This window comes from Methylobacterium sp. A49B (assembly GCF_053346215.1).
This window is the reverse complement of record NZ_JBKFBO010000114.1, coordinates 37,569-62,181: the sequence shown is the minus strand read 5'-3', so window position 1 is coordinate 62,181 and position 24,613 is coordinate 37,569. Positions and strand designations below refer to the sequence as shown.

At 70.3% G+C, this 24,613-nt stretch carries 25 protein-coding genes; 6 read left to right on the top strand and 19 right to left on the bottom strand.

Annotation, left to right across the window (positions count from 1 at the left end; translation table 11 throughout):
* Window positions 1-2 precede the first annotated feature (2 nt).
* From phoB to pstS, 6 genes are all read right to left on the bottom strand, one after another.
* Window positions 3-698 (bottom strand): phosphate regulon transcriptional regulator PhoB, encoded by a 696-nt coding sequence (phoB, locus tag ACLBX9_RS20420; protein WP_447720229.1) that lies wholly within the window; start codon window positions 696-698, stop codon window positions 3-5.
* A 187-nt stretch (window positions 699-885) separates the two neighbouring features.
* Window positions 886-1,605 (bottom strand): phosphate signaling complex protein PhoU, encoded by a 720-nt coding sequence (gene phoU / locus ACLBX9_RS20415; RefSeq protein WP_010685835.1) that lies wholly within the window; start codon window positions 1,603-1,605, stop codon window positions 886-888.
* Between the two features lie 114 nt (window positions 1,606-1,719).
* Window positions 1,720-2,535 carry a phosphate ABC transporter ATP-binding protein PstB gene (pstB, locus tag ACLBX9_RS20410; protein WP_010685836.1) on the bottom strand — a complete coding sequence of 272 codons (816 nt, stop codon included), beginning with the start codon at window positions 2,533-2,535 and terminating at the stop codon, window positions 1,720-1,722.
* A gap of 22 nt (window positions 2,536-2,557) precedes the next feature.
* Window positions 2,558-3,454 (bottom strand): phosphate ABC transporter permease PstA, encoded by an 897-nt coding sequence (gene pstA, locus ACLBX9_RS20405; RefSeq protein WP_447720228.1) that lies wholly within the window; start codon window positions 3,452-3,454, stop codon window positions 2,558-2,560.
* Between the two features lie 12 nt (window positions 3,455-3,466).
* Window positions 3,467-4,444 carry a phosphate ABC transporter permease subunit PstC gene (gene pstC / locus ACLBX9_RS20400; RefSeq protein WP_010685838.1) on the bottom strand — a complete coding sequence of 326 codons (978 nt, stop codon included), beginning with the start codon at window positions 4,442-4,444 and terminating at the stop codon, window positions 3,467-3,469.
* An 85-nt stretch (window positions 4,445-4,529) separates the two neighbouring features.
* A complete protein-coding gene (gene pstS, locus ACLBX9_RS20395) occupies window positions 4,530-5,570 on the bottom strand; it encodes a phosphate ABC transporter substrate-binding protein PstS (RefSeq protein ID WP_447720227.1) in 1,041 nt (346 codons plus the stop codon).
* Window positions 5,571-5,818: 248 nt separating this feature from the next.
* On the opposite strand from pstS, the gene ACLBX9_RS20390 reads away from it, so the two are divergent.
* The gene (locus tag ACLBX9_RS20390) at window positions 5,819-6,064 is read left to right on the top strand and encodes a hypothetical protein (protein WP_010685840.1); all 246 of its coding nucleotides are present in this window, start codon (window positions 5,819-5,821) and stop codon (window positions 6,062-6,064) included.
* Between the two features lie 12 nt (window positions 6,065-6,076).
* On the opposite strand, the gene ACLBX9_RS20385 is transcribed toward ACLBX9_RS20390, so the two are convergent.
* From ACLBX9_RS20385 to murB, 9 genes are all read right to left on the bottom strand, one after another.
* Window positions 6,077-6,277 (bottom strand): hypothetical protein, encoded by a 201-nt coding sequence (locus tag ACLBX9_RS20385; protein WP_010685841.1) that lies wholly within the window; start codon window positions 6,275-6,277, stop codon window positions 6,077-6,079.
* A gap of 116 nt (window positions 6,278-6,393) precedes the next feature.
* Window positions 6,394-8,067, bottom strand: coding sequence for a DNA repair protein RecN (gene recN / locus ACLBX9_RS20380; protein ID WP_447720226.1), 1,674 nt, complete (start codon window positions 8,065-8,067; stop codon window positions 6,394-6,396).
* A 171-nt stretch (window positions 8,068-8,238) separates the two neighbouring features.
* Entirely contained in the window at window positions 8,239-9,120 is an 882-nt protein-coding gene (locus tag ACLBX9_RS20375) for an outer membrane protein assembly factor BamD (protein ID WP_010685843.1), read from the bottom strand.
* A 191-nt stretch (window positions 9,121-9,311) separates the two neighbouring features.
* A complete protein-coding gene (gene lpxC / locus ACLBX9_RS20370; RefSeq protein WP_010685844.1) occupies window positions 9,312-10,259 on the bottom strand; it encodes a UDP-3-O-acyl-N-acetylglucosamine deacetylase in 948 nt (315 codons plus the stop codon).
* Between the two features lie 445 nt (window positions 10,260-10,704).
* The gene (ftsZ, locus tag ACLBX9_RS20365) at window positions 10,705-12,441 is read right to left on the bottom strand and encodes a cell division protein FtsZ (RefSeq protein WP_447720225.1); all 1,737 of its coding nucleotides are present in this window, start codon (window positions 12,439-12,441) and stop codon (window positions 10,705-10,707) included.
* 92 nt (window positions 12,442-12,533) lie between these two features.
* Window positions 12,534-13,856, bottom strand: a complete 1,323-nt coding sequence (gene ftsA, locus ACLBX9_RS20360; RefSeq protein ID WP_010685846.1) for a cell division protein FtsA — start codon at window positions 13,854-13,856, stop codon at window positions 12,534-12,536.
* Window positions 13,857-13,908: 52 nt separating this feature from the next.
* Entirely contained in the window at window positions 13,909-14,862 is a 954-nt protein-coding gene (locus ACLBX9_RS20355) for a cell division protein FtsQ/DivIB (RefSeq protein ID WP_039894190.1), read from the bottom strand.
* A complete protein-coding gene (locus ACLBX9_RS20350) occupies window positions 14,829-15,752 on the bottom strand; it encodes a D-alanine--D-alanine ligase (protein ID WP_010685848.1) in 924 nt (307 codons plus the stop codon). Before ACLBX9_RS20350 ends, ACLBX9_RS20355 begins: the two co-directional genes overlap by 34 nt.
* 111 nt (window positions 15,753-15,863) lie before the next feature.
* On the bottom strand, window positions 15,864-16,790 hold the full coding sequence (gene murB / locus ACLBX9_RS20345) for a UDP-N-acetylmuramate dehydrogenase (RefSeq protein WP_447720224.1): 927 nt from the start codon (window positions 16,788-16,790) through the stop codon (window positions 15,864-15,866).
* Window positions 16,791-16,840: 50 nt separating this feature from the next.
* Between murB and ACLBX9_RS20340 the strand changes: the two genes are divergently transcribed.
* Window positions 16,841-17,110, top strand: coding sequence for a type II toxin-antitoxin system RelE family toxin (locus ACLBX9_RS20340; protein ID WP_447720299.1), 270 nt, complete (start codon window positions 16,841-16,843; stop codon window positions 17,108-17,110).
* A gap of 10 nt (window positions 17,111-17,120) precedes the next feature.
* Window positions 17,121-17,504: a helix-turn-helix domain-containing protein gene (locus ACLBX9_RS20335; RefSeq protein ID WP_447720223.1), complete on the top strand. Its 384-nt coding sequence runs from the start codon at window positions 17,121-17,123 to the stop codon at window positions 17,502-17,504.
* A 15-nt stretch (window positions 17,505-17,519) separates the two neighbouring features.
* Here the strand turns inward: ACLBX9_RS20335 and murC are convergent, their stop codons facing one another.
* From murC to ACLBX9_RS20315, 4 genes are all read right to left on the bottom strand, one after another.
* Window positions 17,520-18,926: a UDP-N-acetylmuramate--L-alanine ligase gene (gene murC / locus ACLBX9_RS20330; RefSeq protein WP_010685851.1), complete on the bottom strand. Its 1,407-nt coding sequence runs from the start codon at window positions 18,924-18,926 to the stop codon at window positions 17,520-17,522.
* A gap of 50 nt (window positions 18,927-18,976) precedes the next feature.
* Window positions 18,977-20,086, bottom strand: a complete 1,110-nt coding sequence (gene murG, locus ACLBX9_RS20325) for an undecaprenyldiphospho-muramoylpentapeptide beta-N-acetylglucosaminyltransferase (RefSeq protein WP_447720222.1) — start codon at window positions 20,084-20,086, stop codon at window positions 18,977-18,979.
* Window positions 20,083-21,249 carry an FtsW/RodA/SpoVE family cell cycle protein gene (locus tag ACLBX9_RS20320; protein WP_010685853.1) on the bottom strand — a complete coding sequence of 389 codons (1,167 nt, stop codon included), beginning with the start codon at window positions 21,247-21,249 and terminating at the stop codon, window positions 20,083-20,085. Before ACLBX9_RS20320 ends, murG begins: the two co-directional genes overlap by 4 nt.
* A 525-nt stretch (window positions 21,250-21,774) precedes the next feature.
* Window positions 21,775-21,990 (bottom strand): hypothetical protein, encoded by a 216-nt coding sequence (locus tag ACLBX9_RS20315; RefSeq protein ID WP_010685854.1) that lies wholly within the window; start codon window positions 21,988-21,990, stop codon window positions 21,775-21,777.
* A 405-nt stretch (window positions 21,991-22,395) separates the two neighbouring features.
* Here ACLBX9_RS20315 and ACLBX9_RS20310 point away from each other — a divergent pair, with 405 nt between their 5' ends.
* Genes ACLBX9_RS20310 through ACLBX9_RS20300 form a run of 3 tightly spaced genes read left to right on the top strand, consistent with a single transcriptional unit; the run spans window position 22,396 to window position 24,532 of the window.
* Complete coding sequence (locus ACLBX9_RS20310) at window positions 22,396-23,526, top strand: S1C family serine protease (RefSeq protein WP_447720221.1); 1,131 nt, start codon at window positions 22,396-22,398, stop codon at window positions 23,524-23,526.
* Window positions 23,523-23,777: a hypothetical protein gene (locus tag ACLBX9_RS20305; RefSeq protein WP_447720220.1), complete on the top strand. Its 255-nt coding sequence runs from the start codon at window positions 23,523-23,525 to the stop codon at window positions 23,775-23,777. The genes ACLBX9_RS20310 and ACLBX9_RS20305 overlap by 4 nt, the downstream gene beginning before the upstream one ends.
* Window positions 23,778-23,779: 2 nt before the next feature.
* Window positions 23,780-24,532: a DnaJ domain-containing protein gene (locus ACLBX9_RS20300; protein WP_447720219.1), complete on the top strand. Its 753-nt coding sequence runs from the start codon at window positions 23,780-23,782 to the stop codon at window positions 24,530-24,532.
* Window positions 24,533-24,613: the final 81 nt, after the last annotated feature.

Below are 24,613 nucleotides of genomic sequence, written 5' to 3'. Positions count from 1 at the left end.
GGCTACGCCTCCAGCGCGAAGGTCTCGTCGAAGGCGTATCCGGAACCGCGGACCGTGCGGATCGGATCGGGCTGGCGCGGGCTGTTCAGCGCCTTGCGCAGGCGCCCGACATGCACGTCCACCGTGCGCTCGTCGATGTAGACGTCGTGTCCCCAGACCCCGTCGAGGAGCTGCTCGCGGGAGAAGACCCGGCCCGGCGCCAGCATCAGGAACTCCAGCAGCCGGAACTCGGTGGGCCCGAGATGCAGCTCCTCGCCGCCGCGGCGGACGCGGTGCCCGGTGCGGTCGAGTTCCAGGTCGCCGGCGGCCAGACGGTCCGAGACGTGGGCGGGCTTGGCCCGGCGCAGCAGCGCCCGGATCCGGGCGAGCAGTTCCGGCACGGAGAACGGCTTGACGATGTAGTCGTCGGCCCCTGTCCCGAGGCCCCGGATCCGGTCGCCCTCTTCGCCGCGGGCGGTGAGCATGATCACCGGCAGCCGTTCGGTCTCGCGCCGCGCCCGGATGCGGCGGCAGAGTTCGATTCCGGAGAGGCCCGGCAGCATCCAGTCCAGCAGGACCAGATCGGGGATCCGCTCGGCCAGGAGCAGCTCCGCGTCGTCGCCCCGCGCCGCCGTGTCCACCAGGAAGCCTTCGGCCTCCAGATTGTAGCGCAACAGCGTGGTCAGCGCCTCCTCGTCCTCGACGATCAGGACTTGCATGCTCACGTTCGATGACCCGTTCACGAGGCGGCGCCGTTCAGCCTGCGGACGCGCCGGCCCCCTCCGGAGCGGGCGGCCGGGCGGAAGGTGCGGGAGGCGCCGCTCAGCCTCAACCCGTACCCACCGATTCTCCGGCGGCGCCCCACAGGAATGAGCGCGCCCCGGCGCCTGTGTCGAGGCGGCCCGACTACGGAGCCTGCCCGCGCTCCACCGTCGCGTAGTTCGACGCATCGTTCTTCGGCCGGTCGCCCGCCAGGGTCTCGCCGGTGGCGAGGTAGTGGATGGTCTCGGCGATGTTGGTCGTGTGGTCGCCGATCCGCTCCACGTTCTTGGCGCAGAACAGGAGATGCGTGCAGAACGAGATGTTGCGCGGATCCTCCATCATGTAGGTCAGGAGTTCGCGGAACAGGGAATTGTACAGCGCGTCGATCTCGCCGTCGCGCTCCCAGACGTCGTGGGCCGCCTGGATGTCGCGGCTCGCATAGGCGTCCAGCACATCCTTGAGCTGTCCCTCGGCGAGGTCGCTCATGTGGCGGACACCCAGCACGATCTTCTGCGCCGGGGCGTGGTCGGAGATCGCCACCACGCGCTTGGCGACGTTCTTGGCCAGGTCGCCGATCCGCTCCAGGTCGCCCGAGACGCGGATCGCCGAGATCGTCTCGCGCAGGTCGATCGCCAGCGGCTGGCGCCGGGCGATGAGGAGAACGGAGCGCTCCTCGATGTCCCGCTGGAGCGCGTCGAGGCGCTTGTCGGCGATGATCACCGCCTGGGCGAGCCCGTCGTCGCGGCGCACGAGGGCGTCGGTCGCCTCCGCGGTCATCTTCTCGGCCACGCCGCCCATCTCGGAGATCGAGCGACGCAGATCCTCCAGGTCAGTGTCGTAGGAGCTGACGATATGGCCGGGCATGGTGGATCCTTCGATAAGGGCCCCGCATCGCGATCCGCGGGGGCTGGCGGGGATCCGCCGCCCCGCCGCCGCGGCGGCGAAGGCCGGTATGGTTCGCCGGAGCGTCCGGCCCGATCAGCCGAACCGCCCGGTGATGTAGTCCTGCGTGCGCCGCTCGGTCGGGTTCATGAACATCCGGTTGGTCGGACCGAATTCCACGAGCTGCCCCAGATACATGAAGGCGGTGAATTGCGAGATGCGCGCCGCCTGCTGCATGTTGTGGGTGACGATCACGATGGTGAACTCGTCGCGCAGCTGCTCGATCAACTCCTCGATCCGGCCGGTGGAGATCGGGTCGAGCGCCGAGGTCGGCTCGTCGAACAGGATGACCTCCGGGCCCTGCGCCACCGTGCGGGCGATGCACAGGCGCTGCTGCTGGCCACCGGAGAGGCCGGTGCCCGGCTGCCGGAGCTTGTCCTTCACCTCGTCCCAGAGGGCGGCCTTGCGCAGGGCCTCCTCCACCCGGCCGTCGAGCTCCGATTTCGGCAGCTTCTCATAGAGGCGCAGGCCGAAGGCGACGTTGTCGTAGATCGACATCGGGAACGGCGTCGGCTTCTGGAACACCATGCCGATGCGCGCGCGCAGCTCGTTGAGATCGATGGACGGGTCGAGGATGTTCTCGCCGTCGAGGATGATCTCGCCCTCCGCCCGCTGCTCCGGATAGAGGCTGTAGATCCGGTTGAAGCAGCGCAGCAGCGTGGACTTTCCGCAGCCCGAGGGCCCGATCAGCGCCGTGACCTGCCGGTCGTGGAAGTTGATCGAGACGTCCTTCAGCCCGTGGAAGCTGCCGTAGTAGAAGTCCAGGCCCTTCACGGCGATGCGCACCGGGCGGCCCTCTTCGGCGTGGTTCCGGTTCAGCTCGACCGTGGGGATCGCGGAGGCGGCGTTCATCGTCGTATCCTCGAAGGGGGGTTCAGCGCGCGGTCTGCGGCTTGATCACGAAGCGGGCGACGATCGACAGCGCCAGGATGGTTCCGGTGATCAGCAGGGCCCCGGCCCAGGCCAGACTCTGCCAGTTCGGGTAGGGCGAGAGGGCAAACTGGTAGATCATCACCGGCAGGTTCGCGATGCCGCCCATCAGGTCGGGCGAGAACCATGAGTTGTTGTTCAGGGCCGTAAACAGGAGCGGCGCGGTCTCGCCGGCGATGCGCGCGAGCGCCAGGATGATCCCGGTGACGATGCCGGCCGAGGCCGCCCGCCACGTGACGCTCGTGATCACCGTCGAGGGCGGGGCGCCGAGGGCGGCGCCGGCCTCGCGCAATGTCCCCGGCACCAGCCGCAGCATGTCCTCGGTGGTGCGCACGATCACCGGCACCGCGATGATGGCGAGGGCGACGCCGCCGGCCCAGCCCGAGTAGGTTCCCATCGGCCGCACCATCAGGGTGTAGACGAACAGGCCGATCAGGATCGAGGGCGCCGACAGCAGGATGTCGTTCAGGAAGCGGATCACCGCGGCCAGTTTCGAGCCGCGGCCGTACTCGGCGAGGTAGGTCCCCGCCATGACGCCGATCGGCGTGGCGATGGCGATGCCGATGCCGGTCAGCACGAGGCTGCCCAGGATGGCGTTGGCGATGCCGCCGCCCTCGGAGCCGGGACCCGGGGTCGGGTTCGTGAACATGGCCGGCGTGAAGCCGCGCACGCCCTGGACGATCAGCATGACCAGGATCGAGCCCAGCACCACGGCGCCCACCACGGTGGCGACCGTGCAGGCGACGCGGAGGGTCCGGTCGGCGATGCGCCGGCCCGGGCGGACACGGCCGCTCCGCCGCAGGGCGGTCTCGGCGGTGGCGATGGTGTTGGAGGCGTCCATGATGCGGGCTCCTCAGGCGGCCTTGACGCGGCGCGTCAGCAGCCGGGCGATCATCAGCACCACGAAGGTGATCACGAACAGGATGCAGCCGAGCGCCATCAGGGCGTTGAGCTGGAGGCCGTCCGCCTCGTTGAACTCGTTGGCGATGCGCGACGCGATGGTGGAACTCGGGTCGAAGATCGAGGCCGAGAGGCGGTTCGCGTTCCCGACCACGAAGGTCACCGCCATGGTCTCGCCCAGCGCGCGACCGAGGCCCAGCATGATCGCCCCGATGATCGAGACGGCGGCCTGCGGCACGAGCACGTGGCGCACCACCTCCCAGGTGGTGCAGCCGATCCCGTAGGCGCTCTCGCGCAGGACGGTGGGGATCTGGTCGAGCATGTCGCGGGCGATCGAGGCGATGAACGGCACGATCATGATCGCCAGGATGATGCCCGCGGTCAGCACGCCGACGCCCGACGGCACCCGGGCGTAGAACAGCGTGCCGACGATCGGCAGGCCCTCGACGAGGTTCGAGACCGGGATCTGGACGAAGCGCGCGAAGAGCGGGGCGAACACGAACAGGCCCCACATCCCGTAGATGATGCTCGGCACGGCGGCGAGCAGCTCGATCGTCATCGCGACCGGCTTGCGCGCCCATCCCGGGCAGAGCTGCGTCAGGAAGACCGCGATCCCGAGGGACACGGGGACGCCGATGAGCAGGGCTAGGAAGGCCGACGCCACGGTGCCGATGACGGCGACGAGGGCGCCGTACTGCTCCGTCCCGACGTTCCAGGCGCTGGAGGTCAGGAACCCGAAGCCGAACTCGCGGAAGGCGGGCCAGCCGCCGTAGAGGATCGAGCCGAGGATGCCGGCGAGGACGATCAGAACGAGGAGCGCCGCGCCGTACGCGCAGGCCCGGAACAGGGCATCGAGGTTCCGGCTCGGTCCCTTCCGCGCGGCGGTGGCACGGGTTCGGCCGAGGGCGATCGTCTCTGTCAAAGCGGACATCCGCGGTTCTCTGCGAAGGGTGGCGTGGTAGCGCGGTGCAGTCCAAGAAGCGAGGGAGGAGGTCGAAGCCTCCTCCCCGCCACGCTCACATGTTGAAGACGGGCTTGCCGTCCTTGCCCTTGATGGTCTTCCACTCCTCGTGGATCAGCGCCACGACGTTGTCGGGCAGCGGAACATAGTCGAGATCCGAGGCGAGCTTGTCGCCGTTCTTGTAGGCCCAGTCGAAGAACTTGAGCACGTCGCCGACCTTGGCCGGATCGGCCGGATCCTTGTGGACGAGGATGAAGGTCGCCGCCGTGATCGGCCACGCGTCGTCGCCCGGCTGGTTGGTGAGCGAGATGCCGAAGCCCGGCGCCGCCTTCCAGTCGGCGCTGGCGGCCGCGGCCTGGAACGCCTTGTCGTCGGGCTGCGGGAACTTGCCGGCCTTGTTCTGCAGCAGGGCGTAGGCGAGCTTGTTCTGCTTGGCGTAGGCCGATTCGACGTAGCCGATCGAATTCGGCACCTGCTTGACGGTGGCGGTCACGCCCTCGTTGCCCTTGCCGCCCTGGCCGACCGGCCAGGAGATCGTGGTGGCCGCGCCGTACTCCTTCTTCCAGGTCTCGGAGGACTGGGAGAGATAGGTGGTGAAGATGTTGGTCGTCCCCGAGGCGTCGGAGCGGTAGACCGGCGTGATGTTGGTCTCGGGCAGCTTCAGCCCGTCGTTCAGCTTGGCGATCCGCGGGTCGGTCCACTTGGCGATCTTGCCGGCGTAGATGTCGGCGAGCACCTCGCCGGTGAGCTTGAGCTTTCCGGGCTCGACGCCCGGGATGTTCACCACCGGCACGACGCCGCCCATCACGGTGGGGAACTGGACGAGGCCGTCCTTGGCGAGCTGCTCGGCCTTCAGCGGCGCGTCGGTGGCGCCGAAATCGACGGTCTTGGCCTGGATCTGCTTGATCCCGCCGCCCGAGCCGATCGACTGATAGTTGAGGCCCGAACCGGTCTCCTTGCGATAGGCCTCGGCCCACTTCGAGTAGACCGGGAAGGGGAACGTGGCCCCGGCGCCGGTGATGTCGGCGGCGAGCGCCGCCGACGCCATCTGAACCGTCGCGAGGCCGACGGCGAGCGCGTAAGCGAAGGGTCTCAAGGGAATCTCCGTTGCCGTCGGGCGAGAGCCTGCGCCGCTCCGCCGGCAAGCCCATGCCCGCGGCTGAGCTGTGCGGCCGAACTCCGGATGGGACATCGTCCGAAGAGGCTTGGCGCCGGCCGCCCGATGGCGGGGCGGTTACGACAGGTAGATGACACCGGCATGACATCGCCCTGCGGGAATGCACGGCACGGTTCATCGCCTTTGCGCGTTCATCCCTCTCAACGGCAGGAACGGATGGGTCGGACGTGGCGGGCGAGGAGGTCGATACGGCGCTGGATGCCGATCCCGCATGGCTGGCCCTGCACGCCGAGCGGGCGGCGGTGGAGCGCGCCCTGACCCTGGCGCAGGCGCGCCAGAAGTTCAGCACCGATCAGAATACGGTCGCGGAGGCGCGGCGCGAGGAAGCCGAACTGCTCGTCAGCCTCGATCGGATCCTGACGCTGATTCGAGCCGCCGAGTACCGCCGTCGTCCGGGGGCGCGCCGCTGGTAGCGTCCGGCGGGATCAGCCGGCCCGGCGGAGTTCCCGCTCCTTCTGGCGCAGGCGCAGGAGCAGCTCGACATGGGCGTCGGTGATCGGCTGCGTGTCGATGCTGCCTTCGTAGACTGTGCGGAGAGTGTTGCCGAGCCGGTGCGTGTCGATCGCCTGCTTCTGCGGCTGAACCGCACGCAGAGGCCCGTCGGACTCGACAGCCGTCAGCTTCATGGCGTCCTCCCGCCCATCCACCGGCACGATGCGCGACAACACCGGGATTCCGGCACTCTCACCACGAATGGTTAATAAAACGTTACCGTCAACCAAAGGTTAAGGTTGACGCGCCGTCACGCATCCGCGCCCTGCAGCAGGCGCGCCGCCGCGGCCCGGGCCTCGTCGGTCACGGTGGCGCCCGCCAGCATCCGGGCGATCTCCTCCCGTCGCTCGCTCACGGGGAGGCTCGACACCCGCGTCGCCACGCGGCCGGCGCCCTTCACGGGCGCCTTGGCGATCAGGAAGTGCGTGTCGGCGCGCGCCGCGACCTGCGGCGCGTGGGTCACGGCGACCACCTGCACGGTCGCCGCGAGGCGTGCGAGGCGCAGCCCGATGGCGTCCGCCACGGCGCCGCCGACGCCGGTGTCGATCTCGTCGAAGATCAGCGTCGGCGCCGAGCCCTTGTCGGCCAGGACCACCTTCAGGGCGAGCATGAAGCGCGACAACTCGCCGCCGGAGGCCACCTTCATCATCGGACCCGGCTTGGTGCCCGGATTGGTCTGGGCCCAGAACTCCACCCGGTCGGTGCCGGCCAAGTCGCGCGAGTCCGGATCGGTGGCGATCTCGGTGATGAACCGCGCCCGTTCCAGCTTGAGCGGCGGCAGCTCGGCCTTCACGGCGGCATCGAGCTGCTTGGCCGCCCGGCGCCGCCCGGCGCTGAGCTTCTCGGCCGCCTCCGCGTAATCGGTCTCGGCCGCCGCCAGCGCCTGTTCCAGGCCCGACAGCGCAGCCTCGCCGGCGTCGATCGCCGCCACGTCGCCGGCGTAGCGCTCCGCGAGGGCCGCGAGGTCGTCGGCGGCGACGTCGTACTTGCGCGAGGCGGCCCGGAGGGCGAACAGCCGCTCCTCCACCCGCTCCAGGTCGCGGGGATCGAACTCCGTCTCGGCGACCGCGGCGTCCAGCACGGCCCGGGCTTCGTCCAGGGCGACCATCGCGGCGTCCAAGGCGTTCACGCACGGATCGACGAGGGCCGGAAGCTGTGCGGCCCGGCGCTCCAGCTTGCGCAGGGCGGCCGAGAGATGGGGCACGCCGGAATGTGGGCCACCCACAGCGTCGAGGGCTTCGTTCAGCTCGCGCGCGACCTTCTCGGATTGCTGCATGACGCTGCGGCGTTCGGCGAGCTGGGCCTCCTCCCCGGGCAGGGGCGCGAGGGCGCCGAGTTCCTCCACGGCGTGGCGCAGGAAGTCGGCCTCCTTGCGCGCCGCCTCGACGCGGGCGCGGTGATCGGCCAGTTCGGTCCGCGCGGCGCGGACCGCCCGGGACGCCGTCGCGACCTTCGTGAGCTGCCCCTGCAGGCCCCCGAACGCGTCGAGGATCGCCCGGTGCGAGGCCGGATCGGCCAGCGCCCGGTCGTCGTGCTGCCCGTGGATCTCCACGAGCGCCGCGCCGATGGCGCGGAGCACCTGCACGCCCACCGGCTGGTCGTTGACGAAGGCGCGGGTGCGGCCGTCGGCCATCTGCGTGCGGCGCAGGATCAAATCACCCTCGGTATCGATCTCCGCCTCGGCGGCGATGCGGCGCGCCGGATGGTCGGGGGCCAAGTCGAACACCGCCGTGACGACGCCCTGGGCCTCTCCGTGGCGGACGAGGCGCCCGTCGCCGCGGCCGCCCAGCGCCAGGGCGAAGGCGTCGAGCAGGATCGATTTGCCCGCACCGGTCTCCCCGGTGAGGACGCTCAGGCCCGTCCGGAAATTCAGTTCGAGCCTGTCAATCAGAACGATGTCGCGGATCGCGAGCTGCGCCAGCATGCGGCGGCGGGGATTCCTCTGGATGGGATCGCAGACATAAGGCCGCTGCGGCGCGGAATCACCCCAAAAATGCGTCGCACCGGCAGCGAGGCGCGCGGGAACGGCCAGGGCCCGGAGCGGCGGCTCCGGGCCCTGGAACTTCGCGGTCCGGGCCGTCGCCGGCCCGGCCTGTCACTCGGCTGAGGCGGTCTTGCCCGTCACCGTGCGATAGATCTTCGAGAGGAAGGAGGACTTCTCCTCGCGCGGCTCCAGGCCGTTCTGCGCCAGAAGTGCGTGCGCGTCCTTGTACCAGGGGCTCTCGGGGAAATTGTGCCCCAGCACCGCGGCGGCGTTCTGCGCCTCCTGGGTGATGCCCAGCGCCCAGTAGGCCTCGGTCAGGCGCTCCAGGGCCTCCTCGGCGTGACGGGTCGTCTGATACCGGGAGACCACGTCGCGGAACCGGTTGATCGCGGCCGGGAAGTTGCGCTTCTCAAGGTAGAAGCGGCCGACTTCCATCTCCTTGCCGGCGAGCTGGTCGCGGGTGATCTGGATCTTCGCCTTGGCGTCCGCGGCGTATTCCGAGGTCGGGTACTTCTGGACCAACTCCTGCAGGGCGCTCAGCGCCTTCTCGGACCGCTCCTGATCGCGGGTCACGTCCGGAATCTGCTTATAGTTCGACATGGCCATCAGGTACTGCGCGTAGGCCGCATCCTTGCTGGCCGGGTGGCGCTGCAGGTACCGCTTCGAGGCATTGATCGCGTCGTCGTATTTCTGGCCCTCGTAGTTCGCGTAGGCCGTCATGAGCAGCGCCTTCCGAGACCATTCGGAATACTGATACTGCTTGTCGAGGCTGTCGAACTTCTTGATGGCGCCGTCGTAGTCGCTGTCTTCCAGCTTGGCCAAGCCGTCGCTGTAGAGCTTGTCGGCCGGGACGTCCGGCACGACCTCGGGCTTGTACTTCTCGGCGAAGATACTGGTCGGATCGAAGTCGCAGCCGCCGAGGCCCAGGCCGAGAATGGCCACGAGGGGCGCCGCGAAGGCTGCCGCCCGGCGATGACGAATGGTGACAGGCATCTGGCGCTCTTTCCCGGAACCGGCGCCGTCCCGCGCCGTCGTGCCATCGCGTGAGGGGGATCCGACCCTTCCGGGCCGTGCCTCCCGTTCACGGACCGTTAAACCGTGCCGTTTGATTCGGGCACGAAAGCGGCAAGGCTGCGGCGATCAGGATCGGTTTCCGGCTGTGTCTTGTAGGCCACAGGCGCTTTTCAGAGATCGCCCGCGAAGGCGGCGATGCCCAGACCGACGCCCAGCTCGGAGAGCACGGTCTCGCGGCGGGAACCCTGTGCCTCGACGATGGCGTAGTTGGCCCGATCGGAGAAGAGCGCGGACAGCACCCCGACATTCATCCGGTGGCCGCCGCAATAGGAGCGGTACGCGCCCTGGATCGGCAGTCCCGCCAGGGCGAGGTCGCCGACGGCGTCGAGGACCTTGTGGCGGACGAACTCGTCCGGAAAGCGCAGGCCCTCGGGGTTGACCACCGCGCTCTCGCCGACGGCGACGGTGTTCTCCAGGGACGCGCCGAGGGCGAAGCCCGCCTTCCAGTAGCGCTCCACATCCCGCATCATCCCGAAGGTGCGGGCGCCGGCGATCTCGCGGCGGTAGGAGGCGGGCGACAGGTCCATCGCCTTGCGCGAGCGGCCGATCACCGGACTGTCGAAATCGATCTCGACGTCGAGGCGGAAGCCCCGATCGATGGGGCGGAGTTCCGCGAAGGACCGGCCGGTCTCGATGCGGACGTGGCGCAGGATCTTCAGCCAGCGCCGGGGTGTGTCGCAGGTGGCGATCCCGACCTGGTCGATTGCCTGGACGAAGGGGAGCGCCGATCCGTCGAGGATCGGCATCTCGGGCCCGTCGATCTCGACGAGAGCGTTGTCGACCCCCAGCCCGTACAGTGCCGACATCAGGTGCTCGACGGTGGCCACCGCGCCGGTCTCGACGTCCCCGAGGACGGTGCAGAGCTCGGTGGCGGAGACCAGGGCGTGATGGGCCTTGATCAGGCGGTCGTTGCCGTGGGTGGTGCCGGTTCGAAGGAAGGCGATGCCGTGATTGGCGGGAGCGGGCCGGATGGTGATCTCGGCGGGGTTCCCGGAATGGACCCCGATACCCGAGAGAGTCGCCGGCCCTTTGAGGGTCGTCTGTTTATGCGTTCGCATTCCTTAGCCCCAGGCCGCGATCAGGTCCCACCATCCCAACGGGGAGGGTGAGGAAACTGGCTGATCCGTCCGCTGCTTGATGCCCCTGCCCACGCTATCAGGTTGTGTCCTGGTGCGCGTCTCTTCGGTCTCGACGTTTCTATAGCTGCACCGCACAGGGCAGCCAAATCACGGATTCTTACGCTGTGTTACAGACACGCTTGCGCGCAGCCCGCAGTAAAACGTTGATCCACCAAAGGCTTAAACGTTGGTTAATGCGTGGCTAACCGGCGGCCGTTCTGTGGCATGGATGCATCAAGTCAACAGGTGACTCGCCGCGATCGCATGGCCGAAGCGGCAGCGCGTGCGCGGAATCGCAACCCAGAGTTGCCGCAACGCGGCGCGGGAGCCGGCGTCTCCGCCGGCTCCCGCGCCGTTGAGGGTCCTTCTCAGGATCCGGAGCCGGTCAGTTCGCCTGGCGGCGCAGGAAGGCCGGGATCTCGAGCTGGTCGTCGTCCATCATGCGCGGCTGCGGCGCGACGCGGCCCTGAGCGTCCAGGTTGCCCTGGGCCGGACGGTACTGCGGCACGGCCGGAGGGGCCGGGGCGCGCGGCGCCGGCGGCTGCGCCATCTGCGGCTGGGGTGCCGCCTGCGGGGCGGCCCGGGTCGGAAGCGGGGCGCCGTCCGCCTCCTCGCGACGGCCGCCGGATCCGAGGGTCGCCAGCCGGCGGAGCAGGGAGGTGCGCTTGGATTCCGGTGCGGGCTCCTCGGCCGCGCGGCTCGCCATGATCTGGGTCTGGGCTATCGGCGGCAGCTCGTGGATCTGCGGCATCCGCGGCGCGCGGGCGAGCGGCGTGCCGGCCGGCGCGGCCGCGCGCGGCGGAACGAACGGACCGGCCTGGAGCGGCTGCGCGGGCTCGGCCGGATGGGGCGCAGGGGCCGGGACGAAGGGCGCGGCGGCGCGCGGCTGAGCCGGCGCGAGGACGACGTCGTCGCGGGTCACGGGGGCGGCCGCCTCGAAATGCGTCTGGGGCCGCGGCTCGGGCCGCATGTCCAGGCCCGCCTGCGGCGCGGCCGGCATCGGGGCGGGAGCCGGGGTCAACGCCTCGGTGCGGATGCTCGGCACCGGCGAGGCGGCGCGGGAGCGGGCCTCGGCGCGCAGGCGCTCGGCGACCTCGGCGATGCGCTGCTCGGTCTCGGCGATGGCCGGGTTGTTCGGCGAGTTCGCCGAGATCAGGGCCGGCTCGATGCCGGTGGCGACCACCGACACGCGGATGATGCCGTCCAGGCTCTCGTCGAAGGTGGCGCCCAGGATGATGTTGGCGTCCTGATCGACCTCCTCGCGGATGCGGGTGGCGGCCTCGTCGAGCTCGTACAGGGTGAGGTCCGAGCCGCCGGTGATCGAGATCAGCAGGCCGCGGGCGCCCTTCATCGAGACGTCGTCGAGGAGCGGATTGGCGATGGCGGCCTCGGCGGCGCGGTTGGCGCGCTTCTCGCCCGACGCCTCGCCGGTGCCCATCATGGCCTTGCCCATGCCGCGCATGATCGCCCGGACGTCGGCGAAGTCGAGGTTGATGAGGCCCTCCTTCACCATCAGGTCGGTGATGCAGGCGACGCCCGAGTAGAGCACCTGGTCGGCCATCGCGAAGGCGTCGGCGAAGGTGGTCTTCTCGTTGGCGACCCGGAACAGGTTCTGGTTCGGGATCACGATCAGGGTGTCGACCGCGGCCTGCAGCTCCTGGATGCCGGACTCGGCGGTGCGCATGCGGCGCATGCCCTCGAACTGGAACGGCTTGGTCACGACGCCGACCGTCAGGATGCCCATGTCCCGGGCCGCGCGGGCGATGACCGGGGCGGCGCCGGTGCCGGTGCCGCCGCCCATGCCGGCGGTGATGAAGCACATGTGGGCGCCCGAGAGCTGGTCGCGGATCTCGTCGATCACCTCGTCGGCGGCGGCCGAGCCGACCTCCGGGTGCGAGCCGGCGCCGAGGCCCTGGGTCACGCCCAGGCCCATCTGGATCACCCGCTCGGCCTTCGAGGAGGTGAGCGCCTGCGCGTCGGTGTTGGCCACGACGAACTCGCAGCCGAGCAGGCCCGACTCGATCATGTTGTTGACGGCGTTGCCGCCGGCGCCGCCGACGCCGAAGACGGTGATGCGGGGCTTCAGTTCCCGGATGTCCGGCGCCTGGAGTGTGATGGCCATGGTGTCGAGCCTCTCGCTAACCTTGCTGTCCGTGCGGCGCCGCGGCGCCGGATTCGCGTCGACACACCCGCCAGAAGGCGGATGCGAAACCTTCAGAAGCTGTCTCGGAGCCAGCGGCCGACCTGCGAGATGTAGCCCCCGGTTCCGGTGGCCGCGAAGGCGCTGTGGCCCCGCGGCTCGAAATGTTCGGCGTGGGCCACCTGCGGGTAGACCAGCAGGCCCACCGCCGCCGAGAAGGCCGGCCCCTTGGCGGCCTCGGGCAGGCCGCGGATCCCCAGCGGCCGCCCGATCCGCACCTGCCCCTGGAGGACGCGCCGGGCGACCTCCGGAAGCCCGACCAGCTGGCTGGCGCCGCCGGTGAGCACCACGCGCCGCCCGGCCTGGGCGGCGAAGCCCGCGTCCCGCAGGCGGTCGCGGACCAGCTCGACCACCTCCTCGACCCGCGGCTTGATGATCCGCACGAGCTGCGAGCGCGGGATATGGGCCGGGGCCTCGCCCTCGTCCTCGCCGACGCCGTGCACGGCGATCATGTCCCGGTCGTCCGACGGGGTGGACAGGGCCGAGCCGTAGAGGGTCTTCAGCCGCTCGGCCGCCGCCATGCGGGTGGAGAGGCCGCGGGCGATGTCCATGGTGACGTGGTGGCCGCCCACCGCCAGGGCGTCCACGTGGACGAGGTGCCCGCCCGAGAACACACCGACGCTGGTGGTGCCGCCGCCCATGTCGACGACGCAGACGCCCATCTCGGCCTCGTCGTCGACGAGCGCCGAAAGGCCGGACGCATAAGGCGTGGCGATCACCGCCTCGACGCCCAGGTGGCAGTGTTCCACCGCCAGCATCACGTTGCGGGCCGCCGCCAGCTCGCTGGTGACAACGTGCAGGTCGACGCTCAGCGCCTCGCCGATCATGCCCGACGGATCGATCACGGCGCCCTGCCCGTCCAGGGCGTAGCCGGTGGGCAGCGCGTGGAGCACGGCGCGGCCGGGGCTGACGCCGTGGGCGCTCGCGGTCTCGAGCACCCGCTCGACGTCGCTGCCCGTCACGGTGCCGGAGCGGACGTTCACCCGCGCCTGGAAGTGCTGGGAGGCGAGCCGGCCGCCCGACATGTTGACGATGACCGACTGGACCTCGACCTTGGCCATCCGCTCGGCGGCGTGCACCGCCTGACGGATCGCGCCCTCGGCGGCGGCGAGGTCGACGATGGCGCCGCCCTTCAGGCCGAGCGAGCGCTGATGGCCGATGCCGATGATGCGCGCGAGGTGGGTGCGGCCGCGCAACGTCGTCAGCGCCTCGGCGGGCTGCAACTCGGCGATGAGGCAGACCACCTTGCTCGTGCCGATGTCGAGCACCGACAGGGTGGTCGAGCGTCGCGCGGAGAGCGGCTTCAGGCGCGGCGTGAGGCCGTGTTGGCTGTGCATTGACGCTACCGGACGCGGGGTGCGGGACGGGCGGAGATCGTGGTCGAGGGCATCAGCTGGCCGCGCCCTTCTTCTTCGCCTTCTGGGCTTCCGCGCGGGCGGCGGCCGCTTCTTCGGTCAGGCGCACAACGAGGCGGTCCGGCATGCGCAGGTCCACCGCGATGATGTCCTTCTCGAGGAGGCCGGCCTCGCGCTCGAAGCGGACGAGCCGGGCGAGGGCCGCGGCCGGGTCGGACTCGGGCAGGCGCACGTCGACGCCGTCGAGCTTGAGAGTCCAGCGCCGGCCGGAAACGTAGGTCCCCGCCTTGATCCGGTCGGCCAGCGGCCCGGCGGCGGCGACCAGGGCGAGGTATTCCGGCAGCTTGGTGTTGGCGTCCTCGCCGACCACCAGGGGCAGGCTGGCGTAGCGATCGTCGCGCATGGCGTCGATCACCGTGCCGTCCGCCGCGATGACGCTGAGTTCGCCGTTCTTCTGCCAGAGGGCGGCGGGCTCGCGCTCCACCTGGGTGATGGCAATCTCGTTCGGGTAGATCTTGCGGACCGAGGCCTGGGCGATCAGCGGCACGCGCAGGAGCTTCTCGCGCACGGCGCCGACGTCGAGGAAGGGGACGGAGGAGCGCCAGTCGATACCGGCGGCGGCCAGCACCTCGCGCTCGTACATCCGCGAGATGCCCGAGATGGTGACACGCTCCACGCCGAAGCCGGCGAGGCGCGCGGCGATGTCCAGGGGGCGGCCTTGCTCGGCCACGAAGGAGTCATAGCGCCCGCTCGCCACGAACCCGGCGAGCGCCGCGGCGGCGAACGACAGAGAGACGGCGACGGTCCCGGTACCCCGGGGCAGGCGCTCGCTGAGGCGCTGGCCGGAGCGGAGCCGGCGAACCGAGAGCGCGCGTGCGCGGCGGCCGGTGAGCCGCCCCAGGAGAGCGCCGACGAGGCGCGCGGGGCCGCTCCGACCGGCGGCGTCGCCGCCGCTCAGCGATTCAGGGAAGCGTCCTCCACCATCCATCGGACGAGCTCACCGAAACTCAGGCCCGCATGGGCCGCCATCTCCGGCACAAGGCTCGTCTGGGTCATGCCGGGTTGCGTGTTGACCTCCAGCACCACGAGCAGACCGGTTCCACCCGGTGTGTCGTCGTAGCGAAGGTCGGCACGGCTGACGCCCCGGCAGCCCAGTGCTTGATGCGCCGTTAACGACAGTTCTTGGACACGCTGGTAAACATTTGGTTTAAGTTCGGCCGGCAGCACGTGCACCGAGCCGCCGGGGGCGTATTTCGCGTCGTAGTCGTACCAGCCCCCATTGGCGGCCTTCACCTCGATGACCCCGAGGGCCCTGTCGCCCATCACCCCGCAGGTGAGCTCGCGACCCGCTATGTAAGGTTCGACAAGGACTTGCTCGCCGAAGGTCCAGTCCTCGGAGGCGAGGATCTGGGGCGGGTGCGAGCGCCCGTCGCGCACGATGATCACACCCATCGATGAGCCCTCCGCGTTGGGCTTCACCACGTAGGGTGGCGGCATGGGGTGTGTCCTGGCGGCCTCAAGACGGTTAACGATGCGGCCCCCCGGCACGTCGACGCCGGCGGCGCGCATCGCCATCTTGGCCTTCTCCTTGTCCATCGCGAGCGCCGAGGCGAGGACGCCGGAATGGGTGTAGGGAATCTTCAAGATCTCCAGCAGGCCCTGGATCGTGCCGTCCTCGCCGTCCGGGCCGTGCAGCGCGTTGAAGGCCACGTCGGGCCGGAGCGTCGTCAGCACCGAGGCGATGTCGGGGCCGACATCGACGCGCGTGACCCGGAAGCCCTCCCCTTCGAGCGCGTCGGCGCAGGCCTTGCCGGAACTGAGGGAGACCTCGCGCTCGGCGGAGGTGCCGCCCAGCAGGACGGCGACGTGCTTGGACATCAGGGCACCTCGAATAGGTCGGCTTCAATCAGGATCTGAACGCACCCGAACGGTCGCTGCGGCGGCCGAGCATCGTATCTCCGCCTCCCCGGCGCATCCGGAACGCCGCTCTTACGTCGCGCCGGTGGGCCGGCCGATGCGCCGGATCTCCCAGCGCAGCTCGACCCCACTGGTGTCGCGGACGCGGCGCCGGACTTCCTCGCCGAGCTGCTCGATATCGGACGCGGTCGCGCTACCGGTATTGATCAGGAAGTTGCAGTGCATCTCGCTGACCTGGGCGCCGCCCCGCGTCAGCCCGCGGCAGCCGGCGGCGTCGATGAGCTGCCACGCCTTGCTGCCGTCCGGGTTGGCGAAGGTCGAGCCGCCTGTCCTCTCGCGGATCGGCTGCGCGGCCTCGCGGGCGGCCGTGACCCGCTCCATCTCGGCCTCGATGGCACCCCGATCGCCGGGCCGGCCGCGGAAGAGGGCGCGCGTGAAGATCACGTCCTCCGGGACGTCCGTATGCCGGTAGGAGAAGCCCATGTCGGCATGGCTGAAGGTGCGCAACGCGCCCCCGCGATCGATCCCGCGGGCTTCTACCAGCACGTCGGTGGTCTCGCCGCCATGCGCGCCGGCGTTCATGCGCAACGCGCCGCCGATCGAGCCCGGGATGCCGCGGTAGAAGGCGAGCCCGTCGAGCCCGGCCTCGGCGGCCGCCTTGGCGAGACGCATATCCGGCACCGCGGTGCCGACGGTCAGCGTATCGCCGTCGATCGCGACGCTGCCGAAGGCCTTGCCGCCGAGGCGGACCACAACGCCCGGGACGCCGCCGTCCCGCACGATCAGGTTGGAGCCGAGACCGATCACCGTCACCGGCACGTCCGGATCCAGGGCGGCGAGGAGGCGGGCGAGATCCTCCTCGTCGGCGGGGGTGAAGAGAACCTCGGCCGGCCCGCCGACGCGGAACCAGGTGAGGTCGGCCAGTGGCTGATGGCTGAGCAGGCGCCCGCGGAGATCGGGCGCGGCGGCGCGGATGCGGCCGTGGAGGGATGCGGTCATGCTAAGCTTCGCGCCGGGAGAACCGGCGTGCGTGAGGGGATCGCGAGGCGATAAATGAGGAGGCGGGCAAAGCTCTGGTCTTCACGCGGGCCGCCGCGCGAAGCCTCAGTCGGTTGCCGAAGGACGCCGAGGATCTGATCCGTGAGAAGCTCCGACTCTACGCACGCGACCCCGGAAGTCTCGCCAACAACGTGAAGGCGCTCAAAGGTGATGGAAAGCGCTTGCGCCTGCGCGTCGGCGACTGGCGAGCCATCTTCACGATCGAGCCCGATCGGATCATAGTCCATGCGGTCGGCCCGCGCGGCTCGATCTACGATTAGGACACCGCCCTTGACGATCGTCAGAACGAAGACGCCCGCCGGAGAGGCCATCGTGATTCTGCTGGAAGCCGACTTCGAGCGCCTGAGAGAACTGGCGGAGGATGCGATCGACGCTCGGCTGATCGATGACTCAGCGGCAAGGCTGGCCGCCGGAAAGGAGGAACTTCTCAGCGAGGCTGACCTCGATGCTCTTCGCGTGGCGCCGAGCCCGCTGGCGTTCTGGCGGGCCCGCCGGGGCGAAACGGCCGCTGCTTTGGGAAGGGCTTGCGGCCTCGCGGAGGAGGAGTTCAGTGCACTTGAAGCGGGCGCATGGACAGCGGACATGGCGGTTTACGGACGGCTCGCACGGGCGCTCGGCATCGATGCCGAGGATCTCGTGCCGGACGCGCCCTGACGCACCGTCATCCCCTCACCGCCCCCGCGCGGCGAGCTCGTCCGGCAGGGCGTAGGCCCACTGAGTGATCGTGCCGGCGCCGAGGCACACGACGTAATCCCCGGGCTTCGCCAGCTCCGCGACGATCCCGGCAAGTTCCTCCGGCCGCTCCAGGGCCCGGGCGTCGCGGTGTCCGCGGGAGCGCAGACCCGCCACGAGGCTGTCGCGGTCGAACCCCTCGATCGGCTGCTCGCCCGCCGCGTAGACCGGGGCGACGATGACCGTGTCGGCGTCGTTGAAACAGGTGCAGAAATCGTCGAACAGCGACTGGAGGCGGGTGTAACGGTGCGGCTGCACCACCGCGATCACGCCCTGCTCGGTCGACGCGCGGGCGGCCTTCAGGACCGCCTTGATCTCCACCGGATGGTGCCCGTAATCGTCGAAGATCGTGGCGCCGTTCCACTCGCCGGTGCGGGTGAAGCGCCGCTTCACGCCGCCGAAGCCGGCAAGCGCGTTGCGGATCGCGTCCGGCTTGACGCCGAGCTCGTGCGCCACCGCCAGCGCCGCCGTGGCGTTCAGCGCGTTGTGCTTGCCGGGCATCGGCAGGACGAGATCCTCCATCTCCATCCGGTAGCCGGGGCGACGGTCGCGGATCATCACCCGGAAGCGGCTCTGGCCGCCGCGTAGGTCCACGTCGATCAGGCGCACGTCGGCCTGCGGGTTCTCGCCGTAAGTGATGATCCGCCGGTCCTCGATATGGCCGACGAGGTCCTGGACCACCGGGTGGTCGATGCACATCACCGCGAAGCCGTAGAACGGGATGTTGTCGATGAAGCGCCGGAACGCGTCCTTGATCGCCTCGAACGAGCCGAAATGATCGAGGTGCTCGGGGTCGATGTTGGTGACGATCGCGACGTCCGCCGGCAGCTTCAGGAAGGTGCCGTCCGACTCGTCGGCCTCCACCACCATCCACTCGCCCGCGCCCATGCGGGCGTTGGTGCCGTAGGCGTTGATGATGCCGCCGTTGATCACGGTCGGGTCGAGGTTGCCGGCGTCGAGCAGGGTCGCCACGAGCGACGTGGTGGTGGTCTTTCCGTGCGTGCCCGCGATGGCGACGCAGGACTTGAAGCGCATCAGCTCGGCCAGCATCTCGGCGCGGCGCACCACCGGCAGCCGACGCTCCCGGGCGGCCTGCAACTCGGGGTTGTCGCGCCGGATCGCCGTGGAGACCACGACCAGGGCCGCCTCCTCGACGTTCTTGGCGTCGTGGCCCACGAAGGTCCGCATGCCCTTCTCGGCAAGACGGCGGACATTGGCGTTGTCGGACGCGTCCGACCCCTGCACCGTGTAGCCGAGGTTGTTCATCACCTCGGCGATGCCGGACATGCCGATCCCGCCGATGCCGATGAAGTGGATGGGGCCGAGCTTGTCGGGCAGCTTCATGGGTCGAACCGTCTGGTGGCGGGACCGCCGGTCGCGGAATCCCTCAAGAATCAGGTGCGGGTAGCCGTCTCGACGACGACCTCGGCCAGCCGCTCGGCGGCGTCGTGGATGCCCGCGCTTCTGGCCGCATCGGCCGCCGCGGTCAATTTTGCCGGCGTCGCGAAGCAGGCGGTGAGTTCCGCGGCGAGGCGGTCCGGCGTGAAATCGGGCTGCTTCACCGCCAGCGCCGCGCCGATGGCGTCGAGGGTCGCGGCGTTCGCGGCCTGGTCCTGATCGAGGGATCCGGGCAACGGCACGAGGATCGAGGGACGGCCGATCGCCGCGAGTTCCGAGACCGTCGAGGCGCCGGATCGCGAGACCACGAGGTGGCTCGCCGCCATGCGGGCCGGCAGGTCCTTGAAGAACGGCGCCGCCTCGATCCCGGCGAGCCCCATGGCGAGGTAGCGGTTCTGCACCGCGGTCAGGTCCTCGGGGCGGACCTGCTGGACGAGGTGCAGCCGGGCGCGCAGGGCGGCGGGCAGGCGCGCGATCGCCTCGGGGACGACCTCGCCCATGACCCGGGCGCCCTGGCTGCCGCCGAAGACCAGCAGGCGGAGGGCGTCGTCCGGCCCGAAGGCCGGATACGGGGTCTTGGCCGCCTCGATCACCGCGGGGCGGAGCGGGTTGCCGGTGTGGATGCGCGGGGCGCGCGCCTTATCGGGCACGCCGCGCACGACCTTGAAGCCCGTCGCGATGGTGCGGGCGCCCCGCGCCAGGAAGGCGTTGGCCCGGCCCATCACGGCGTTCTGCTCGTGCAGGATCGTCGGCACCCGCAGGATCTGGCCAGCCAGCACCGGCGGCACGGTCGGGTAGCCGCCGAAGCCCACGATGGCGGCCGGATTGATCCGGCGGATCTCCTTGGCGGCCACGCCGAACCCGCGGCCGAGCGTCAGCACCGCGCCGGCCCGCTTCAGCGGCGAGCGGCCGGACGGCGTCGCCGACGCGATGGTCACCACCTCGGAGGCCGGGAACTCGGCGGCGATCGCGTCGACCCGGGCGTCGGTGGCGAGCGCCACCCGGATGCCGCGGGCGCGCAGCGCGTGGGCGAGGCTCTCGGCCGGGAACAGGTGGCCGCCGGTGCCGCCCGCGCAGAGCAGGATCGTGGGGGTGAAGACCGTCACCGCATCACCCCGGCGACGGTGGCGGGCGCGGTGCCCGGGGGCTTCTGGCTGAGCATCACGGTGCGGGGACGCTTGCGGGTCAGGGCGACGAGGAAGCCGGTGCCGAGCGCCAGGGAGATCAGCGACGAGCCGCCGTAGGAGACGAAGGGCAGCGTCATGCCCTTGGCGGGCATGAGTTGCGTGTTCACCGCCATGTTGATGCAGGCCTGGAGGCCGAACAGCGTGGTCAGGCCGGTGATCGCCAGGCGCGAGAAGGTGTCGTCGGTGCGCCGTGCGAGCTTGAGGCCACGCAGCACGATGTAGGCGAACAGGGCCACGAGGCACAGGCAGACGATCACGCCGAACTCCTCGCCGGTGACCGAGAAGATGAAGTCCGTGTGCGCGTCCGGCAGGTGGCGCTTGGCCACCCCCTCCCCCGGGCCGGTGCCGAACCAGCCGCCCGACCGGAACGATTCCCGCGACCAGAAATCCTGGAAGCCGCCGCCCGAATCCTTGTCGAGGAACTTGTTGAAGCGCTCGCGGACGTGATGGAAGAACAGATAGGCCGCAAACACGCCTCCGAGGCCGAGCACGCCGAGCACCGCCACCCAGATCAGGTGGAGGCCGGCGACGAAGAACAGCGCGCACCACACCATGGTAATCAGCATGGTCTGGCCGAAATCGGGCTGCAGCAGCAGCGGCACGATGGTGATCGGCAGGAGCAGCAGCGCCAAGATCCCGCCCGGCATGTCACGGCGCTGCGCACCCTCCGAGAAGGCCCAGGCGGCCACCACCACGAAGGCGGGTTTGACGAACTCGGACGGCTGGAGGCCGAAGGAGCCGAACTGGATCCAGCGGTGCGCGCCCTTGATCTCGGGGCCGAACTTGCCGGCGAGCAGGCACAGCACGACGCCGCAGACCCAGGTGATCAGCGCCAGCCGGCGGATTCCGCGCAGCGACAGGAACGAGACCGCGCAGATCAGCAGGATGGTCGGGGCGAGGTACATCGCCTGCCGGTTCAGGAAATAGAAGGTCGGCAGGCCGATCCGCTCGGCGACCGGCGGACCGCCGCCCATCAGGAAGACGAGGCCCGCGATCATCAGCGCGAACAGGGCCGCGAGCAGCCCGCGATCCACCGTCCACCACCAGTCCGTCAGGGGGGTGCGTTCCGCGCGTGACATCATGCCGGGCAACGACTCCAGGCCGCGCGGATGCCGATCCGCGCGGGTCGGGCCGGATCCTGTGCAGGAATGGTAAACGGAGCCTTAGGGTCGGCGGCGACGCCCCTCGATCAGGGGCCGGGTTTCGACCACGGGCACCGAAGAACTGCAGAGCGGTCGACTGCGGAGCGGTCTCGCGCAGGTCCGGAGGCCGAGGGGCCCGTCGCGTCGGGGACAGGGTCGGGAACGATCGCGCGCCCGCGGGGTCGCTCGACTGCAGGAGATGCCAAGCCCGGTCACGCGGCCGGTATCGCGGGCCAGCGTGGGCGGCGATGCCCGACCCGTCGAGAGGCACGCCTGTGGCAGCCGATCTGCAGCCGCTGTCGGATCGGACCCTCAACCCACAACGATTGCGGATCCCGGGTTCCGCCGTGCGGCCCCGGGATCGTGGGGTAATCTCTGCCTTGAGGGACCGTGGCTTCGCGACGGCCGCGGCCTCGCATGCCCGCCCGGACGGGCTCGTTCCGCCCTCCCCGGTATCCCCGTTCTTCAGTTCAGGTACGTACGGATCCAGTTCGGCGAGAGGATCTCGCCTTCCTCGGTGATGATCCAGGGCTGCTTGGCTGGATCGGCCAGGGCGCCAGCAGCGGCCGCGATGGCCTCGCGCAGGGTCTGGTAGCGCTCGGGCTGCGCGAGCGGGGTGCTCGCCGGGGCCGTGCGCCAGATCGTCAGATCAGCGGGCCGTTCCAGAGCTTCGGTTTCCATGGGTACTCGTCCTTCCGAACCGTTTTGGACCGTTCAGATCGCCGCCGCCCGTCCGTACCTGCGGACGGCGGGGATCGATGGTCTGCGCGTCAAAGCAAGCATCTCTGCGGCAGCTTTGCGATCAATTCTGGCGGATTACGCAGCCGGCTCCCGGTGCTGAGACACCAGACGAGGGCCAGTGAGTTGTTCCATATCTGTATTGAGCGCGGATTGCCTAATGTCGACTTGCGAGAATTGTGGCTCTCGAATGATGACCATTCCGTTAGCCAGTAAGGGCCGCCTTCCGGTGTGTGCCAGAACACGTGTGGCGTGTGTCGGCGGCGGTCTGCATCCTTGTTGACGCCCCGATCCTGAACGCGCACTTAAGGCCCGCGCCCGGTGAGGGCCCCTGTATCGGAGACACCCGTGCCGGATCGCACCGTGCGCATCGTGCTCGCCGCGGTTCTGGTCCTGCTGGCGCTCTACGTCGCCCAGCCCTACCTGCAGCCGGTGCTCTACTCGGCCGATGCGCCGCGGGCCGTGACGGCGCGAGGCGATCTCGCCCAGTCCGAGACGGCCACGATTGCCCTGTTCGAGCGGGCGAGCCCATCGGTCGTTCACGTGTTCGCACAGGGTGCGGCGCAGAACCGCGACCTCCTCGACCTCGACGAGGGCGGCGGCGAGCAGGGCGGGACGCAGACCGGGACCGGCTTCGTCTGGGACGGCGCCGGCCATGTGGTCACCAACACGCATGTGGTGCAAAACGCCGCGCAGAGCGGCGGCTCCGTGTCGGTCCGGTTGAGCGACGGCACGGTGGTCTCGGCCACCCTGGTCGGCCTTGCGCCGTCCTACGACCTCGCGGTCCTGCGGCTCGGGCGGGTGACCCAGATGCCGCCGCCCCTGGCGATCGGCACCTCGGCGGACCTCAAGGTCGGGCAGTCGACCTTCGCCATCGGCAACCCGTTCGGCCTCGACCACACGCTGACGACCGGTGTGATCAGCGCCGTGCGGCGGCGGATGCCGACCAGCGAGGGTCGCGAACTCTCCGGCGTCATCCAGACGGATGCGGCGATCAATCCCGGCAATTCCGGGGGGCCGCTCCTCGATTCCGCCGGCCGGCTGATCGGCGTCAACACCGCCATCGTGTCGCCTTCGGGCGCCAGCGCCGGGATCGGCTTCGCGATCCCCGTCGACGTCGTGAACCGCGTCGTGCCGGAGCTGATCCGGGTGGGCCGGGTGCGCAACCCCGGCATCGGCATCATCGCCGCCCAGGAGGCGGCCACGGCGCGTCTCGGGATCGACGGCGTGGTGATCGTGCGGGTCCTGCCCGGATCCCCGGCGGCCCAGGCCGGCCTGCGCGGCGTCGATCTGCAGACCGGCGATATCGGCGACGTGATCGTCGAGGCCAACGGGCACCCGGTCCACCGGCTGGCCGACCTCACGGCGGCCATCGAGGAAGCGGGACTCGGCACGGCCGTGACTCTCAAGGTCGAACGCGATGGCCGGGTCCGGCAGGTCCGGCTCACGACGGCCGACGTCGCGGAGAACCGCCGATGAACGCGCGCACGCTCGCGGCGCTCCTCGCCCTCTCGGCAATCGGTCCCGTTTCGGCCGCGGAACAGCCGCGGCGGTCGAAGCTCTGTCCGGAGGACCTGCCTGCGGGCGTGCGCCTGCCACCGCAACCCGGCTGCGGCGCTGGGCCTGTCGGGGCCGAGCCGAAGCGGCGACCGGGTGAATACGACCTGGGGGACGGGACGACGCTGCGGTTCGGCGGCCGGGTCACGTCCGAGTTCGGTGTGCGGCGCTAGCGATGGCGCTGTTTGCCGGCCTGCTCGCCTGCCTGACGCTGTGGTGGCTGTCGAAGAACAGCGGCGGCCTCGGCCGACGGCTCAAGCGCGCCCTCGGTCAGGGTGCCGGCGCCGTGCTCGGGCCCGTCCGCTGGCCGGCCTTCGGCGCCTTCGCGCTCCTGGCAGCCGGTTTCCTCCTGTTCCGCGGCAACCTCGTCCTCGCGGCGCTCCTCGGGCTCAGCGGGATCTGGCTGATCGAGGGGCAGGCATCGATGACCGCGCGCCTCGCGCGCCTCCTGAAGCGCCCCTTCGGAGGGCGACAGCCGGAAAATCGCGTCCGGACGGCGCTGCTGGAGGCGCAACTGAACCCGGACGGCAGCCTGTACACGGGCCGGGTCTTGGCCGGGCCGGACGCCGGCGCGCGGCTCGATGCCATGCCGGCGGAGGCGGTGATCGACCTGCTGCGGCTCTGCCGCCAGCGCGACGCCGCCGGGGCGGCCCTGCTAGAGCCGTATCTCGACCGCCGGGCGCCCGGCTGGCGTGTAGACGCTGAGCGCGATCGAGACCCGCGGCCGCGCCGCCCGCCGAACCCAGGGACGATGACGCAGGAGGAGGCGTACCAGATCCTGGGGCTTCAGCGCGGGGCGACCGCTGAGCAGATCCGGTCGGCCCACCGGTCTCTCATGAAGAGCGCCCACCCCGACCAGGGGGGAAGCGCCGAGCGGGCGGCGCGCGTCAACGCGGCCCGGGACAGGCTTCTGAACCGACATCGCTAAACTCCACGCGCGTTGTCAGAGATCTACAGATGCTGGACCGCGGGCGGACACCCCGCGGGATCACCGTTTCGACGCGCCTGC

Excerpts from the sequence above, each read along its gene's own strand:
- pstA (WP_447720228.1), bottom strand. The coding sequence starts at position 3,454 with ATGGACGCCTCCAACACCATCGCCACCGCCGAGACCGCCCTGCGGCGG.
- phoB (WP_447720229.1), bottom strand. The coding sequence starts at position 698 with ATGCAAGTCCTGATCGTCGAGGACGAGGAGGCGCTGACCACGCTGTTG.
- ACLBX9_RS20355 (WP_039894190.1), bottom strand. The coding sequence starts at position 14,862 with ATGGATGGTGGAGGACGCTTCCCTGAATCGCTGAGCGGCGGCGACGCC.
- pstB (WP_010685836.1), bottom strand. The coding sequence starts at position 2,535 with ATGAACGCCGCCTCCGCGATCCCCACGGTCGAGCTGAACCGGAACCAC.
- ACLBX9_RS20300 (WP_447720219.1), top strand. The coding sequence starts at position 23,780 with ATGGCGCTGTTTGCCGGCCTGCTCGCCTGCCTGACGCTGTGGTGGCTG.
- pstC (WP_010685838.1), bottom strand. The coding sequence starts at position 4,444 with ATGTCCGCTTTGACAGAGACGATCGCCCTCGGCCGAACCCGTGCCACC.
- murB (WP_447720224.1), bottom strand. The coding sequence starts at position 16,790 with ATGACCGCATCCCTCCACGGCCGCATCCGCGCCGCCGCGCCCGATCTC.
- ACLBX9_RS20320 (WP_010685853.1), bottom strand. The coding sequence starts at position 21,249 with ATGATGTCACGCGCGGAACGCACCCCCCTGACGGACTGGTGGTGGACG.
- ACLBX9_RS20350 (WP_010685848.1), bottom strand. The coding sequence starts at position 15,752 with ATGTCCAAGCACGTCGCCGTCCTGCTGGGCGGCACCTCCGCCGAGCGC.
- ftsA (WP_010685846.1), bottom strand. The coding sequence starts at position 13,856 with ATGCACAGCCAACACGGCCTCACGCCGCGCCTGAAGCCGCTCTCCGCG.
- ACLBX9_RS20375 (WP_010685843.1), bottom strand. The coding sequence starts at position 9,120 with ATGCCTGTCACCATTCGTCATCGCCGGGCGGCAGCCTTCGCGGCGCCC.
- lpxC (WP_010685844.1), bottom strand. The coding sequence starts at position 10,259 with ATGCGAACGCATAAACAGACGACCCTCAAAGGGCCGGCGACTCTCTCG.
- ACLBX9_RS20305 (WP_447720220.1), top strand. The coding sequence starts at position 23,523 with ATGAACGCGCGCACGCTCGCGGCGCTCCTCGCCCTCTCGGCAATCGGT.
- ACLBX9_RS20385 (WP_010685841.1), bottom strand. The coding sequence starts at position 6,277 with ATGAAGCTGACGGCTGTCGAGTCCGACGGGCCTCTGCGTGCGGTTCAG.
- ACLBX9_RS20315 (WP_010685854.1), bottom strand. The coding sequence starts at position 21,990 with ATGGAAACCGAAGCTCTGGAACGGCCCGCTGATCTGACGATCTGGCGC.
- ftsZ (WP_447720225.1), bottom strand. The coding sequence starts at position 12,441 with ATGGCCATCACACTCCAGGCGCCGGACATCCGGGAACTGAAGCCCCGC.
- phoU (WP_010685835.1), bottom strand. The coding sequence starts at position 1,605 with ATGCCCGGCCATATCGTCAGCTCCTACGACACTGACCTGGAGGATCTG.
- recN (WP_447720226.1), bottom strand. The coding sequence starts at position 8,067 with ATGCTGGCGCAGCTCGCGATCCGCGACATCGTTCTGATTGACAGGCTC.
- murC (WP_010685851.1), bottom strand. The coding sequence starts at position 18,926 with ATGAAGCTGCCCGACAAGCTCGGCCCCATCCACTTCATCGGCATCGGC.